Here is a 15,387-nt window from a genome sequence, read left to right on the forward strand (position 1 = left end):
ACGGGGGCGCTGACTCCGCCGATTGCGGCTGCGGTGTCACCACGGTTCCGATGTCCCCTGTCCTGTCGATCCCGTTCTGTGTCGTCCAGCTGATGTCGTAACGCTACCGCTTCGTGACCTCGAACCGCCGCAAACACGCGTCCGATCAGCGTGCCCGCGGGTGTGCTTGTGCCCATACTTCGCGCAGCGCACCGACGGTCACCATCGTGTAGATCTGGGTGGTCGTCACCGACGCGTGTCCGAGCAGTTCCTGCACCACACGCACGTCGGCGCCGCCGTCGAGGAGGTGGGTGGCGAACGAGTGCCGCAGCGTGTGCGGCGACACCGCGACCGAGATGCCGGCCTTCTCTGCGGCGTCGTGCAGAACCTGCCACGCGCTCTGCCGCGACAGCCGTCCCCCGCGGGCGTTGAGGAACAGTGCCGGTGTCCCCCGCGTGATCAGCGCCGGACGGCCGCGCACGAGGTAGTTGTCGATCGCGGCGATCGCCGGACGCCCGACCGGTACGACGCGTTCCTTGCCGCCCTTACCCCGCAGCAGCACCGCCCGGGCGTCGGTGTCGAGGTCGTCGACGTCGAGCCCCACGGCCTCCGAGATCCGGGCGCCGGTCGAGTAGAGCAGCTCCAGTAGCGCCCGGTCGCGCAGGGTGCGGGGATTGTCGGAGGCGCCGTCGCCCCCGGCCGCTTCGAGGATCGACAACACGTCGTCGAGCGGCAACGATTTCGGCAGACGGCGCCCGGGGGTCGGCGGTTTCACCGCGCGCGCGACGTCCCCGGCCGTCACGCCCTCGGCGGCCGCGAACCGGTGCAGCCCGCGCACCGCGATCAGTGCGCGGGCGGCCGAACTGGGTGCGAGGGCCACGGTTCCCGACTCCGGGTCGCCCCGGCGCAGCGCCACGACGAAATCGCTGACGTCGGACTCACCGACCGCCCGCAGATCGTCGATGCCCCGCTCGGTTAGGAACCGCTCGTAGCGACCGAGGTCGCGCCGGTAGGAGCTGAGCGTGTTGCGGGCGGCACCTCGTTCGACGGCCAGGTGGTCCAGGTAGGTACCGACCTGGCCGCCCAACGCGGTCATGTGGGTTCGCTGTCGGCCCGAGTGTGCTTGCGGCGGGCGAAGGTCTCGGGCTGGTCGACCCACGCGGCGTCCGGCGGACGGAGACCGTCCCCACGGGCACGCGCCGCAGCCAGAGCCAGGATCCCGGACACCGCTGTGGCGTTGACGATCTCGCCGCGCAACGCCATCGCCACGGCCTCGTCGACCGCCACCCGCGCAATCTCGAGGTCGGCTTCCTCGTCGTGCGCGTCGGGGCGGTCCACCTCCCGCAGGCCCGAGGCGAGGAACACGCGGACGGACTCGTCGGTGAACCCCGGCGAGAGCGCGATGTCGACCAGCACCGACCACCGCTCGGCGGCCAGGCCGGTCTCCTCCCGGAGTTCGCGGCGGGCGGCGTCGAGCGGATCCTCCCCGGGCTCGTCCAGCAGGCCGGCGGGCAGCTCCCACAAGCGCCGTCCGAGCGGGTGCCGGTACTGGCGGATCAGCACCAGCCGGTCGGCGTCGTCGAGCACCACGACGGCAACGGCGCCGTGGTGCTCGACGACCTCACGGTCCGCTTCCCGCCCGCCGGGCATGACGACCCGGTCCACGCGCAGGGCCACGATCGCCCCGCTGTACACGTCACGCGAGGCGACCGTGTCGAACTCGTGCTCCCCCGGCAGACTCATCGCGCTACCGCTCAGCCGACGCTGTCGGCCGTGGTGGACGCGGCATCGGCGGCGTCGGCGGTGTCCGAGGAGACGTCGGCCGTGCCGGGCTCGCCGGCCTTGTAGTCGAGCGCGGCCCCGATGAACGCCGAGAACAGCGGGTGCGGGCGCGTCGGGCGGCTCTTGAGCTCCGGATGCGCCTGCGTGCCGACGAAGAACGGGTGCTTGTCCGCGGGCAGTTCCACGAATTCCACGAGGTGGCCGTCGGGCGAGGTGCCCGAGAACTGCAGCCCGCTCTTGGAGACGCGGTCACGGTAGGCGTTGTTGACCTCGTAGCGGTGACGGTGCCGCTCCGAGACGTTCTCGCTGCCGTAGGCCTTCGCGACGACCGAACCCTCGGTCAGCACCGCCGGGTAGGCGCCCAACCGCATGGTGCCGCCGAGGTCGGCCTCACCGGCGACGATCTGCTCCTGGTCGGCCATGGTCGAGATCACCGGGTGCTTGGTGTCCTGGTCGAACTCCTCGGAGTTCGCGTCCTTGAGACCCACCGAGCGGGCCGCCTCGATCACCATCGCCTGCAGACCCAGGCACAGGCCCAGCAGCGGGATCTTGTTGGTGCGGGCGTAGCGGATGGCGCCGAGCTTGCCCTCGATGCCGCGGATGCCGAAGCCGCCGGGGATCAGCACGCCGTCGACGTCACCGAGCGCGGCCTGCGCGCCCTCCTCGGTCTCGCACTCGTCGGACGGCACCCACGAGATCTCGACCTTGGAGTAGTGCGCGAAGCCGCCGGCGCGCAGCGCCTCCGTGACCGACAGGTAGGCGTCCGGCAGATCGACGTACTTGCCCACCAGCGCGACCTTGACGATCTCGCGCGGGTTGTGGACGCGCTCGAGCAGGTCGCCCCACACGGTCCAGTCGACGTCGCGGAACGGCAGCCCCAGCTGGCGGACGACGTAGGCGTCGAGGCCCTCGCGGTGCAGCACCTTGGGGATGTCGTAGATCGACGGTGCGTCCGGCGTCGAGATGCAGGCGTCCACGTCGACGTCGCACATCAGCGCAATCTTCGCCTTCAGCGCCTGCGGCACCTCGCGGTCGCAACGCAGGATCAGCGCGTCGGGCTGGATACCGATGTTGCGCAGCGCGGCCACCGAGTGCTGCGTGGGCTTGGTCTTGAGCTCGCCGGAGGGGCCGAGGTACGGCACGAGCGAGACGTGCAGGAAGAAGACGTTCTCCCGGCCCACGTCGTGCCGCACCTGCCGGGCCGCCTCGAGGAAGGGCTGGGACTCGATGTCACCGACGGTGCCGCCGATCTCGGTGATCACGACGTCGGGCACGTGTCCCTGCGCGTCGGCGCCGGCCATCGCGATGATTCGGCTCTTGATCTCGTCGGTGATGTGCGGGATGACCTGGACGGTGTCGCCCAGGTACTCGCCGCGGCGCTCCTTCGCGATGACGGCCGAGTAGACCTGCCCGGTGGTGACGTTCGCGTAGGCGTTGAGGTCGCGGTCGAGGAACCGCTCGTAGTGTCCGACGTCGAGGTCGGTCTCGGCGCCGTCCTCGGTGACGAAGACCTCGCCGTGCTGGAACGGGTTCATCGTTCCGGGATCGACGTTGAGGTAGGGATCGAGCTTCTGCATCGTCACGCGCAGTCCGCGCGCGGTGAGCAGCTCACCGAGGCTGGAAGCGGTCAATCCCTTACCGAGGGAGGAGGCGACACCCCCGCTCACGAAGATGTGCTTGGTGGCGTTACGCGAATTGCTGCGTGACTGTGGCAAAGGGGCTCCCGTGACGACTGTGCAGGACTTGGTCTGAGTTGAAGCATGCTGGGGCCTGCCGACCCACGGGACTTCACGGTAACACCTGTCGGCGACAGCGCGTGCACGACGCTCCCGGTTTCCGGGCGACGACCGTCACACCGGCCCTACGGTTGCGGCGCGCCGACGGTGACAGCTGCCGCCCCCGGTCCCGTCCCGTACCGACCGGCACCGCCGTCGAGCTGCTGCTGAAGTGCGAGGACGGTGGTGATCCGGCCCGCGGCACGGTCGACGTCGTCGACGGTGGACAGGACCGCCGACATCGCGGCGTCGGCACGCGCGACGGCGATCGGGCCGTTGCCCTCCGCCGCGGCCGGCGGACCGGCGAGGACCGTGCCGGCCCCGCGGCTGTCGAGTGCGCCCGCGAACCGGGCGATGACGGCCCCGCGGTTGCCGCTCGTGTTCTCCGGGTCTCCGTCCCCGGTGAGGACGACCGCGAGTTGCCCCGGCGCGACGTTGCCGTCGAAGTCGATGAACCCGCCGCCGCGCAGCGTGTCGAGCGCGAGCATGCGCTCCTGCGGGGTGGTCTGCGGTTGCGCCGTCTGCGGATTGAGCAGCAGCACCGAACCCAGCAGGTCGCCGGCGATGCTGCCCTGGTCCACCGCGCCCGTGCGGAGCTGGACACCGGCCGGGATGACGTTCGTCACCAGCGTGCGCAATTGGTCGCCGTTCGCGGCATCGACGAACGACGGGGTCAGCGAGATCCGACCCGAGATCGACCCGCCCGCCTGCCCGACGAGACGCTGGATCCCGTCGAGCTCACCCGGATCGGCGTCGGGGGTGGTGACGACGACGACCGACCGCTGAGCGAGGGCACCCCGCAGGATCCGGTCGGAGACCGCGGAGTCGAATCCGTCGGCCGCCGTGAGCTGTTCACCCAACCGATTGTTGGTCTGGTTGAGGTTCTCGATCTCGTCCTGCAACTCGGTCTTGTCGTCGCGCAGGCCCGAGAGCATGCCGTCGGACAGGAGACCCGAACCGAGGACCACACCGATCGCGAGGGCCAGGAAGATCGCCGCTATCGAGATGGCGTGTTGACGCATGGAAATCACTTGAAGAGCCCCTGTACCCACAGCGCGAAGCTGTTCCACGTCTCGATTGCCCAGTCCAGCGCCTCACCGCCGATGTTCGAGACGACCAGCGCGACGATCACGGCGGTCAGCGCCGCGAGAACCAGCAGCGCGATGGCCGCGCCGGACACGCGACTGCGGTACAGCGTGGCGACGGCCTTGGCGTCCACCAGTTTCGGGCCCACCTTCAAGCGCGTCATGAACGCCGCCGGGTTGGTGTCGCGTCGCCCGCGATCGAAGAACTCGTCCAGCGAGACGGTGCTGCCGACCGTGACGATGAGGGACGCGCCGTGGTGATCGGCCAGCAGCAGCGCCAGGTCCGCCGGTGACGCGGACGCCGGGAACGTCATGGCGCCGATTCCGAGATCCTGGATGCGGGAGAGCCCGTGGGCGTGGCCGTCGGGGTCCGCGGGCAGCACCACCTCGGCGCCGCACTTGAGGGTCTCACTCGTGATGTCGTCCGGGTCGCCGACGATGAGGTCGGGCCGGTAGCCGGCCTTGGTCAGCGTGTCCGCGCCCGCGCCGACGCCCACCAGGATCGGCGAGTACTCCTTGATGAACGGCTTGAGCGCCTTGAGGTCCGCCTGGTGCTCGGGGCCGTCTGCCACGACGACGACGTGCCGGTCCTCGAGGTCGACGTCGATGTCCGGCACACCGACCCCGTCGATCAGCAGCGGGCTCTCGGACCGGATGAACTCGATCGCGTTGCCGGAGAACGCTTCCAGGTGGTCGACCAGCCCGGTCTTGGCCTCGATCATGCGATCGGAGATCTCGGCCTCGGTCTGCTCCTCACCCTCGGCCAGCTTGCGCTCGCCGGCGTACACGGCACCCTCGTGCAGGCGGACCTTGGAGCCGTCCTTGATCGACTTGAAGACCTCGGCGCCGGCCGCGTCGATCAACACGATGCCGTTGGCGACCAGCACCTCGGGACCGAGGTTCGGATAGCGGCCCGTGATCGACGGCGACGCGTTGACCACCGCGAGGACACCGGCCGCCACGAGAGCGTCGGCGGTGACGCGGTCCAGATCGATCTCGTCGAGCACGACGACGTCGCCGTGGCCGACGCGGCGCAGCAGCTTGCCGGTGTCGCGGTCGACCCGAGCGATGCCACTGATGCCAGGGAGGGTTTCGGTCTTACGGGAGAGCAGCGCCGGCATCTTCATGGCCTCGATGATCGCTCGTCACGAGACGATGATCAGGGAGGCGCGCCGTATCAAATACCACACGCGTCACAGCTTCACCAACTGAAAAGTCTGTTTTGCGAGGTCAGGCGGGCGCGGTGCTGCGTTCCTGCCCCGCGATGGTGAGCAACTCCTCGGCGTGGGCGCGGCCGGTCTCGGTGTCGTCGAGCCCGGCGAGCATGCGGGCCAGCTCCACCACCCGCTCGTCCTCGGTGAGCGTGCGGACGCCGCTGTCGACACCGCTACTGATGTCGTCGACCTTGTCCACCACCAGATGGGTGTCGGCGAACGCGGCCACCTGCGGCAGATGCGTGACGACGATGACCTGGTGGGTACGGGCCAGCCGGGCCAGGCGGCGGCCGATCTCGACCGCCGCACGTCCACCGACGCCGGCGTCGACCTCGTCGAACACCATCGTCGCCCCACGATCGGAACCGGCGAGCACGACCTCGAGCGCCAGCATCACCCGCGACAGCTCGCCGCCCGACGCGCTCTTGCCGATGGCCAGCGCCTGCGCTCCGCTGTGCGCGGCGAGCCGGAACTCCACGTCGTCGACGCCGGACGCACCCGCGTGCAGTTCCCGGCCGTTCACCGCCAGCGGGGCGGTGTCGTTGGGGCCGGCCTCACGCGGACGGACGGTGACGTCGAGCGCCGCACGACCCATGGCCAATCCGGCGAGCTCGGCGCTGACGGCCTTCGCGAGCTTCGCCGCGGCCTTGGTCCGCGCGGCCGACAACTTCGCGGCCGCCTCGGCAGTGAGCGCGGCGGCTTCCTCCACCCGCGCGGTCAACGCGGCCAGCGCGTCGGAGGAGGTGTCGATGCGCGCGAGCCGCTCCCGGGCGGTGGTTGCCCACTCGAGCACGCCGTCGATGTCGGCAGCGTACTTCCTCGTGAGCGTCTTCAATTCCGCCTGCCGCGTCAGCAGCGTGTCCAGGGCCCCGGGATCGCTCGGCAACCCCGACAGGTATCCCGACAGCTCGCCGGCGACATCCGAGACCACCGCCATCGCCTCGCCCAGGCGCGGGCCCAGGACCGTGAGCGCCGGGTCGTCGGACGTCTCGATCCGGGCCCGGGCCTCCCCCAGCAGATCCAACGCACCCGCGGCACCGTCGACGCCGCCGTCGTCGAGGCCGGCGAGTGCCGCCTGCGCGCCCTCGGCCGCCGTCCGGAGGGAATCGAGATCGCCGAGACGTCGCACCTCGTCGACGATGTCGGTGTCCTCACCGGGGTTGGGCGCGACGCGGTCGATCTCCTCGAGCGCGAACGTCAACTGGTCGGCTTCCTGCGCCAACTCCCGGGTCCGGCCGGTGCGTTCGGCCAGTTCCGTGCGCGCCTCCAACCACTCGGCGCGGTGCTTGCGGTAGTGCGTGAGCAACGGGCCGACGGTCTTGTCCGCGAAGCGGTCGAGGGCCGCACGCTGCTGGTCCGGCCGGAGCAGCCGCAACTGATCGTTCTGGCCGTGCACGGTCAGCAGCGGATCGGTGAACTCCGACAACACGCCCGCCGGGACACTGCGGCCGCCGAGATGGGCACGCGAGCGGCCGTCGCCGCCGACGGTGCGCACCGCGATGATGCTGCCGTCCTCGTCCCGTTCGGCACCGCAGGATTCGAGCAGCCGGGTGACCTCGCGGTCGACCAGCGGCGCCGACGCCTCGACGGTGAACCGACCCTCGACGACCGCGCGAGCGGCGCCGACCCGGACCCGCCCCGCGTCGGCCCGCGCCCCGCTGAGCAGGTGCAGGCTCGTCACCACCATCGTCTTACCGGCACCGGTCTCTCCGGTGAGGACGGTCAGGCCGGCGTGGAACTGCGCGCAGGCCGACGAGATGGCCCCGAGGTTGTCGATCCGAATCTCTGCCAGCACCGCTACCGCTTCCTTCCTCGCCACCCGGTCACCGGAAGTTCGAACTTGGTCACCATCCGGTCCGCGAACGGCGCGGAGTCGAGCCGCACCCACAGGATCGGATCCTTGCCGCGTACCACCTCCACGCGACCGCCCGCCGGCAGCTCGAGCGTGCGGCGCCCGTCGCAGAACACGAGCCCGTCGTGGCTGTCGGCGACCGTCTCGACCGCCACGATCGATTCGGGGCTGGTGACCAGCGGACGGGCGAAGAGCGCATGCGCGTTGCTCGGAATCACCAGCAGCGCTTCGAGTTCCGGCCACACGACCGGCCCGCCCGCCGAGAACGCGTACGCGGTCGACCCGGTCGGGGTCGCGATCAGGACGCCGTCGCACCCGAACGCCGACACCGGACGTCCGTCGACTTCGAGCACCACCTCGAGCACGCCGAGCCGCGAGCGGTTCTCGATACTCGCCTCGTTGAGCGCCCACCCGCGCTGCACGATGCGATCCTCCACGCGCACGAGCACGTCGAGCGTCATGCGATGCTCGATCCGGTACTCGCGCCGCACCACCTGTTCCATCGCGGTCTCGAGGTGCTCGGCCTCCGCTTCCGCGAGAAAGCCGATGCGTCCCAAGTTGATTCCCAGCACCGGGACGTTGGCCGACTGCGCCAGTTCCGCGGCGCGCAGGAAGCTGCCGTCCCCACCGAGGACGATCACCATTTCGCAGTCCGACGCAGCACCGGGCCCCTCCGGCACGACACTGACCATCGGACGATCGGGCCCGGCCGACAGCGACTGGACGCGGTCCACGTCCACTTCGTTCTCGAGCAGACGCAGCGCGATGCCGGCACGGGCGCAGATCTCGGCGACCCGGCGTGCGGTCTCGGTGATCTCGGCGCGCCCCGAATGCGCGACCAGCAAAATCTGCCGAGTGGGCACGCCCGGAACGGTCAACTCACTCACTGCGGCCCCTCCTCCACGGCGCGCCGGACAAGGTCCTCGACGGCCGGGGCGTCCTCGGTCTGCGGTGGCGCCCCGGCGACCTCCTTGCGCAGCCACAGGAAGTACTCGACGTTGCCGGACGGTCCCGGGAGCGGGCTCGCGACGGCACCGACGGTACGCAGCCCCAGCGCGGCAGCCGCCTCGGCGACCTCGATGACCGCGGAGGCCCGCAACTCGGGATCGCGCACCACACCGCCCGATCCCACGCGTTCCTTACCGACCTCGAACTGCGGCTTGACCATCGGAACAAGGTCGGCGCCGTCGTTCACGCACGCCACCATCGCCGGCAGCACCAGCTTGAGCGAGATGAACGACAGGTCCGCGACCACCAGGTCGACCGGGCCGCCGATGGTGTCGGCATCGATAGAGCGGACGTTGGTCCGGTCGACGACGTGCACCCGATCGTCGGACTGCAGTCGCCACACCAGCTGTCCGTATCCCACGTCGACGGCGACCACCTCACGCGCGCCGTTGTGCAGCAGCACGTCCGTGAAACCGCCCGTGGACGCACCTGCGTCGAGGCACCGGCGCCCGGTGACCGTCAGCCCGTGCGGAGTGAAGGCGTCCAGTGCGCCCAGAAGTTTGTGCGCTCCGCGCGATGCCCACGAGATCTCCTCGTCCACCTCGGTGACGAGAAGTGGAGTCCCCGTCTCGACGGCGGTGGCGGGCTTGGTGGCGACGGTGCCCGCGATGAGGACGCGACCGGACGCAATCAACTCCTGTGCATGCTCGCGCGACCGCGCGAGCTTTCGGCGCACGAGTTCCGCATCGACCCTTGCTCGACGTGCCACCTCAGACCTTGTCCACTGCTGCCAGGGACTCGACGAGAACATCGTGAGCCCGTTCGAGAATGTGCGCCTGCCGCGCGTGGTCACCACCGGCGTCGCCCAACTCGGCGAGCAGCGCATCGACACGGGCATGAACATCCGCGGGATCGACACCGTCACCGGAATGCGGGAGGTGTCGACCTGGAAGTGGTACTGACGTGCTCATCGGTGCAAACCTAGCCCATCGGCCCGACACCGGACCACCGGCAACCACCCCGCGCGACGCCGGACGGCGCCGTCACATCTCCCCGAGCAGGGCCGAGACCGCGGTGCGCGCGACGTCGTCGCCCGCACGCACCCGCACGAACTCCGGGTGCCGCCATGCCGCCTCGAGCACCGAGAGAAATGCTCCGGTTCGACCCGCCGCCGCATCCGCGCCGTCGGTGTGCACGACCAGATCACCGGTGTCGAACTCCACCTGCCAACCGGGGTGGCGAGCGACCCGTGCGGCCGACGCCGGCGCGTTGAGCGCGTCGAGCGACTTCGCCACGTAGGTGGGGCGATGCTGTTCGTCCGCCCGCAGAAGTTCCGCCGTCGTGCTGACACCCGTCAGCACCAGCAGTGAGTCGATGCCCACCGCATTCGCCCCGGCGATATCGGTGTCGAGGCGATCGCCCACCACGAGAGGACTCGCGGCCTGCGCGCGACGGAGCGCGTCCTCCATCAGCGGGGCGGCCGGCTTGCCGGCCACGATCGGCTCGCGGCCGGTCGCGGTGCGCAGCGCGGCGACCATCGAGCCGTTGCCCAGGACGAGACCGCGTTCGGTGGGCAGCGTGGAGTCGACGTTGGCCGCGATCCACAGCGCGCCGGCGCGGATCGCGAGCGTGGCCTCGGCGAGGATCGCCCAATCCGTGGTCGGGGAATGCCCCTGCACCACCGCAACGGGCGCGTCCCGGAACTGTCGGACCGGTCGCAGCCCGACGTTGGCGACTTCCGCCGCGAGCGCGTCGGTGCCCACCACCAGTACCGCCGCGTCCGGACCGAGCTTCTCGGACAGCAGACGAGCGGCCGACTGCGAACTGGTCACGACGTCGTCGTCGGCGGCGTCGAAACCGAGGTCCCGGAGGTGCTCGGCCACCTGGGCCGGGCTCCGGCTCGCGTTGTTGGTGACGTACAGCTGACGCTGGTCGCCGGCCCCCAACGCCTCCCGCGCACCCGGGATCGCCTCGGCGCCCTGGTAGACGGTGCCGTCGAGATCGAGCAGCAGCACGTCGTGGGCGCAGCGGAGGGTCGCGGTGACAGGCGGCGTCACTGCCCCTCTCCGGTCAGTTCCGCGACCCGCTCCTCCGCATCGGTCTCGCCGTCGACGTCAGCCGCGGCGGAGTTGAGGAACCACTTGAGTCCGTCCTCGATGCGACCCGCCGCGACCAGGGCGTCGGCGTACGCGTAGAACAGACGGGCAGCGGCGGACCCGGTGCGCTTGGCGTCCAGATCCGGGGTCTGCAGCGTCACGACCGCCTGGTCGAACTGACCGAGGTCCATCCGGGCGCCTGCGACGACCATCCGCAGTTCACTGGCGTCGTCACCGGTCAGGGCCCGCGCCTCGTCGCTGCGGCCGAGCTCGATGGCGCGTTCGGGCCGGCCGAGACCACGTTCGCAGTCGGCCATGACGGCGAGGAAGCCGGGGCCGCCCGACATCCGCCGGGCCGCGCGCAGCTCGGACAGCGCCTCTGCCCACTCGCCGGCGTGATAGGCGGTGATGCCGGCAGTCTCGCGGACCACCGCGATCCGGCCGGCACGCTGCCTGGCGGCACGCGCGTGGGCCAGTGCCAAGCGCGGATCGTCCTCGATGAGCCGGCTCGCCATCACGAGGTGGCGTGCAACGGTGTTCGCGTTGTTCTTGTCCAGGCTCAGGAGGTCACGGCGTACCGCGGGCTCGAGCTCACCGGCCTCGACCTCGTCCGGGATGTCCGGCTCGTCCGGGCGGGCGTCACGACGCTGCGGGCCGGCGGCTTCGCGGCCGCGGGCCGGACCGAATCCACCCTCGCCACCACGACGGTGCGGTCCGCCCCCGCCGGCGGTACGGCGCCGGTCGTCGCCGCCACGTCCACCTAACTGCCGACGGTCGTCGCGTCGGTCCCCACGGTTGTCGTCGCGGCGCTCGCCACGATAGTCGTCACGACGCCCACCACGCACGTCGTCCCGACGCTCGCCACGGTTGTCGTCACGTCGGCCGTAGGGGCGATCGGATCGACGGTCGTCTCCACGTCGATCGTCGTGTTCGCGCCACTGTCCCGCGCTGCGGCCTTGGCCACCACTCCGGTCCTGGCCGGTCGAACCCTGACGTCGATCGTCGCGCGGGCCACGACGGTCCGCCGGCCGACCGCCACGAGGTCCTTCGGAGCGGTGGGTGCCGTCTCCTCGGAAGTTCCGACGATCACCACTGCTTTCCGACACAGCCATTCCTTTCACTACAAAGCACGAAAGGGGACCCAGTGTATCGGGTCCCCTTTCGGTAACGGATGTTCGGCGGTGTCCTACTCTCCCACACCCTGTCGAGTGCAGTACCATCGGCGCTGGAGGGCTTAGCTTCCGGGTTCGGAATGGGACCGGGCGTTTCCCCTCCGCTATGGCCGCCGTAACTCTATGAAACTGTCACACATTCAACTCCCCGCCCGAACCCACAATCCCTGACGGATCGTGGTAGGGGGTGAATGGTATCTGTGTGTTGTTTCAGATACCGCACAGTGGACGCGTAGCTTCTTTGTGGTAAGTCCTCGGCCTATTAGTACCAGTCACCTCCACACATTACTGTGCTTCCAGTTCTGGCCTATCAACCCGGTGGTCTGCCGGGGGCCTTACCCCCTCGAGGGGGTGAGAAACCTCATCTTGGAACAGGCTTCCCGCTTAGATGCTTTCAGCGGTTATCCCTTCCGAACGTAGCTAACCAGCAGTGCTCCTGGTGGAACAACTGGCACACCAGAGGTTCGTCCGTCCCGGTCCTCTCGTACTAGGGACAGCCTTCCTCAAGTTTCTGACGCGCGCGGCGGATAGAGACCGAACTGTCTCACGACGTTCTAAACCCAGCTCGCGTGCCGCTTTAATGGGCGAACAGCCCAACCCTTGGGACCTACTCCAGCCCCAGGATGCGACGAGCCGACATCGAGGTGCCAAACCATCCCGTCGATATGGACTCTTGGGGAAGATCAGCCTGTTATCCCCGGGGTACCTTTTATCCGTTGAGCGACACCGCTTCCACTTGCCGGTGCCGGATCACTAGTCCCGACTTTCGTCCCTGCTCGACCTGTCAGTCTCACAGTCAAGCTCCCTTGTGCACTTGCACTCGACACCTGATTGCCAACCAGGCTGAGGGAACCTTTGGGCGCCTCCGTTACATTTTGGGAGGCAACCGCCCCAGTTAAACTACCCACCAGGCACTGTCCCTGAACCAGATCATGGTCCGAGGTTAGATGTCCAATACGATCAGAGTGGTATTTCAACAACGACTCCACACACACTGGCGTGCATGCTTCACAGTCTCCCACCTATCCTACACAAACCGAACCGAACACCAATACCAAGCTATAGTGAAGGTCCCGGGGTCTTTTCGTCCTGCCGCGCGTAACGAGCATCTTTACTCGTAATGCAATTTCGCCGAGTCTGTGGTTGAGACAGCAGAGAAGTCGTTACGCCATTCGTGCAGGTCGGAACTTACCCGACAAGGAATTTCGCTACCTTAGGATGGTTATAGTTACCACCGCCGTTTACTGGGGCTTAAATTCTCAGCTTCGCCATTACTGGCTAACCGGTCCTCTTAACCTTCCAGCACCGGGCAGGCGTCAGTCCGTATACATCGTCTTACGACTTCGCACGGACCTGTGTTTTTAGTAAACAGTCGCTTCTCTCTGGTCTCTGCGGCCCCACCCAGCTCACACTGCAAGAGTGATCACCAGACGAGGCCCCCCTTCTCCCGAAGTTACGGGGGCATTTTGCCGAGTTCCTTAACCACAGTTCTCTCGATCGCCTTAGTATTCTCTACCTGACCACCTGTGTCGGTTTGGGGTACGGGCCGTGTGAAAGCTCGCTAGAGGCTTTTCTCGGCAGCATAGGATCACTGAATTCGCCTCAATCGGCTACGCATCACGTCTCAGGCATCATGAGTGGCGGATTTGCCTACCACTCGCCCTACACGCTTACACCAGTATTACCACTGACTGGCTCAGCTACCTTCCTGCGTCACCCCATCGCTTGGCTACTACCAGATCAGGTCCCGTGCATCCACATCCAGGTTCCCCGAAGGGAAGTAAGGACGCTTCAGGACGGTTAGTATCACTGATTCACCAGGGGCGCGTTCACACGGGTACGGGAATATCAACCCGTTGTCCATCGACTACGCCTGTCGGCCTCGCCTTAGGTCCCGACTCACCCTGGGCGGATTAACCTGGCCCAGGAACCCTTGGTCATTCGGCGGACGAGTTTCTCACTCGTCTTTCGCTACTCATGCCTGCATTCTCACTCGTGCAGCCTCCACACCTGGATCACTCCGGCGCTTCCATGGCTGCACGACGCTCCCCTACCCATCCACACCACTGCACACAGGCCCGTAGACCCGCATGGGTGTTATGTGAATGCCGCGGCTTCGGCGGTGTACTTGAGCCCCGCTACATTGTCGGCGCAGGATCACTTGACCAGTGAGCTATTACGCACTCTTTCAAGGGTGGCTGCTTCTAAGCCAACCTCCTGGTTGTCTTCGCGACCCCACATCCTTTTCCACTTAGTACACGCTTAGGGGCCTTAGCCGGCGATCTGGGCTGTTTCCCTCTCGACTACGAAGCTTATCCCCCGCAGTCTCACTGCCGTGCTCTCACACTCTGGCATTCGGAGTTTGGCTGACGTCAGTAACCTTGTGGGGCCCATCGGCCATCCAGTAGCTCTACCTCCAGAGTGAAACACACGACGCTGCACCTAAATGCATTTCGGGGAGAACCAGCTATCACGGAGTTTGATTGGCCTTTCACCCCTACCCACAGCTCATCCCCTCAGTTTTCAACCTAAGTGGGTTCGGGCCTCCACGACGTCTTACCGTCGCTTCACCCTGGCCATGGGTAGATCACTCCGCTTCGGGTCTAGAACATGCCACTCAAACGCCCTATTCGGACTCGCTTTCGCTACGGCTACCCCACACGGGTTAACCTCGCGACATGCCGCTAACTCGCAGGCTCATTCTTCAAAAGGCACGCCATCACCCCCAACACCGAAGTGTTCGAAGGCTCTGACGGATTGTAAGCGCACGGTTTCAGGTACTATTTCACTCCCCTCCCGGGGTACTTTTCATCTTTCCCTCACGGTACTAGTCCGCTATCGGTCACCAGGGAGTATTCAGGCTTATCGGGTGGTCCCGACAGATTCACAGCAGATTTCACGGGCCCGCTGCTACTCGGGTGTCCGTCACGACAGTCACCATGTTTTCGTCTACGGGACTCTCACCCTCTACGACAGGCCGTTCCAGACCACTTCGACTAACACGATGATTTCTTACTGTCGGCCAATCCGGCAGAATTGACAAGACGGATCCCACAACCCCACGAATGCAACGCCTGCCGGCTATCACACACCCATGGTTTAGCCTCTTCCGCTTTCGCTCGCCACTACTCACGGAATCACATGTTGTTTTCTCTTCCTGTGGGTACTGAGATGTTTCACTTCCCCACGTTCCCTCCACACGCCCTATATATTCAGGCGCGGGTAACCACACATCACTGTGGCTGGGTTTCCCCATTCGGACATCCTCGGATCTCAGCTCGGTTGACAGCTCCCCGAGGCTTATCGCAGCCTCCTACGTCCTTCATCGGCTCCTGGTGCCAAGACATCCACCGTACGCTCTTAAACACTTACAACAAAGATGCTCGCGTCCACTGTGCAGTTCTCAAACAACACACAAGCAGAAAACTCGTGCAGACACCGGACCAACCAGAACCGAAGTTCCCGCTGCGGTATGACCTGCGTT

General features: G+C 67.2%; 11 protein-coding genes and 2 rRNA genes. 1 reads left to right on the top strand and 12 read right to left on the bottom strand.

Going from position 1 to position 15,387, the window contains the following annotated elements; genetic code table 11:
• Positions 1 to 145: 145 nt before the first annotated feature.
• The 8 genes from xerD to E7742_RS08405 form a co-directional block, all read right to left on the bottom strand.
• On the bottom strand, positions 146 to 1,075 hold the full coding sequence (gene xerD, locus E7742_RS08370) for a site-specific tyrosine recombinase XerD (protein WP_137798531.1): 930 nt from the start codon (positions 1,073 to 1,075) through the stop codon (positions 146 to 148).
• Entirely contained in the window at positions 1,072 to 1,722 is a 651-nt protein-coding gene (locus tag E7742_RS08375) for an NUDIX domain-containing protein (RefSeq protein ID WP_137798532.1), read from the bottom strand. The genes xerD and E7742_RS08375 overlap by 4 nt, the downstream gene beginning before the upstream one ends.
• An 11-nt stretch (positions 1,723 to 1,733) precedes the next feature.
• A complete protein-coding gene (locus E7742_RS08380) occupies positions 1,734 to 3,476 on the bottom strand; it encodes a CTP synthase (protein ID WP_137798533.1) in 1,743 nt (580 codons plus the stop codon).
• Between the two features lie 146 nt (positions 3,477 to 3,622).
• Positions 3,623 to 4,567, bottom strand: a complete 945-nt coding sequence (locus E7742_RS08385) for a copper transporter (protein ID WP_137798534.1) — start codon at positions 4,565 to 4,567, stop codon at positions 3,623 to 3,625.
• The gene (gene steA, locus E7742_RS08390; RefSeq protein ID WP_137798535.1) at positions 4,564 to 5,748 is read right to left on the bottom strand and encodes a putative cytokinetic ring protein SteA; all 1,185 of its coding nucleotides are present in this window, start codon (positions 5,746 to 5,748) and stop codon (positions 4,564 to 4,566) included. The genes E7742_RS08385 and steA overlap by 4 nt, the downstream gene beginning before the upstream one ends.
• 103 nt (positions 5,749 to 5,851) lie before the next feature.
• The gene (gene recN / locus E7742_RS08395; protein ID WP_137798536.1) at positions 5,852 to 7,630 is read right to left on the bottom strand and encodes a DNA repair protein RecN; all 1,779 of its coding nucleotides are present in this window, start codon (positions 7,628 to 7,630) and stop codon (positions 5,852 to 5,854) included.
• A 2-nt stretch (positions 7,631 to 7,632) separates the two neighbouring features.
• A complete protein-coding gene (locus E7742_RS08400; protein WP_441346887.1) occupies positions 7,633 to 8,574 on the bottom strand; it encodes an NAD kinase in 942 nt (313 codons plus the stop codon).
• On the bottom strand, positions 8,571 to 9,404 hold the full coding sequence (locus tag E7742_RS08405) for a TlyA family RNA methyltransferase (protein ID WP_137798537.1): 834 nt from the start codon (positions 9,402 to 9,404) through the stop codon (positions 8,571 to 8,573). The genes E7742_RS08400 and E7742_RS08405 overlap by 4 nt, the downstream gene beginning before the upstream one ends.
• Before the next feature lie 43 nt (positions 9,405 to 9,447).
• On the opposite strand from E7742_RS08405, the gene E7742_RS23740 reads away from it, so the two are divergent.
• Positions 9,448 to 9,597, top strand: a complete 150-nt coding sequence (locus tag E7742_RS23740) for a hypothetical protein (RefSeq protein ID WP_175420439.1) — start codon at positions 9,448 to 9,450, stop codon at positions 9,595 to 9,597.
• Positions 9,598 to 9,678: 81 nt separating this feature from the next.
• Here E7742_RS23740 and E7742_RS08415 read toward each other — a convergent pair whose 3' ends face one another.
• The 4 genes from E7742_RS08415 to E7742_RS08430 all read right to left on the bottom strand — a co-directional run bounded on the left by E7742_RS08415 (position 9,679) and on the right by E7742_RS08430 (position 15,277).
• A complete protein-coding gene (locus E7742_RS08415; protein WP_137798539.1) occupies positions 9,679 to 10,692 on the bottom strand; it encodes an HAD-IIA family hydrolase in 1,014 nt (337 codons plus the stop codon).
• A complete protein-coding gene (locus E7742_RS08420; protein ID WP_137798540.1) occupies positions 10,689 to 11,837 on the bottom strand; it encodes a hypothetical protein in 1,149 nt (382 codons plus the stop codon). The genes E7742_RS08415 and E7742_RS08420 overlap by 4 nt, the downstream gene beginning before the upstream one ends.
• Positions 11,838 to 11,904: 67 nt before the next feature.
• Positions 11,905 to 12,021 (bottom strand): 5S ribosomal RNA (gene rrf, locus E7742_RS08425).
• 124 nt (positions 12,022 to 12,145) lie between these two features.
• A 23S ribosomal RNA gene (locus E7742_RS08430) occupies positions 12,146 to 15,277 on the bottom strand.
• Positions 15,278 to 15,387: the final 110 nt, after the last annotated feature.

It is taken from the genome of Rhodococcus sp. SGAir0479, from assembly GCF_005484805.1.
Classification (GTDB): domain Bacteria; phylum Actinomycetota; class Actinomycetes; order Mycobacteriales; family Mycobacteriaceae; genus Prescottella.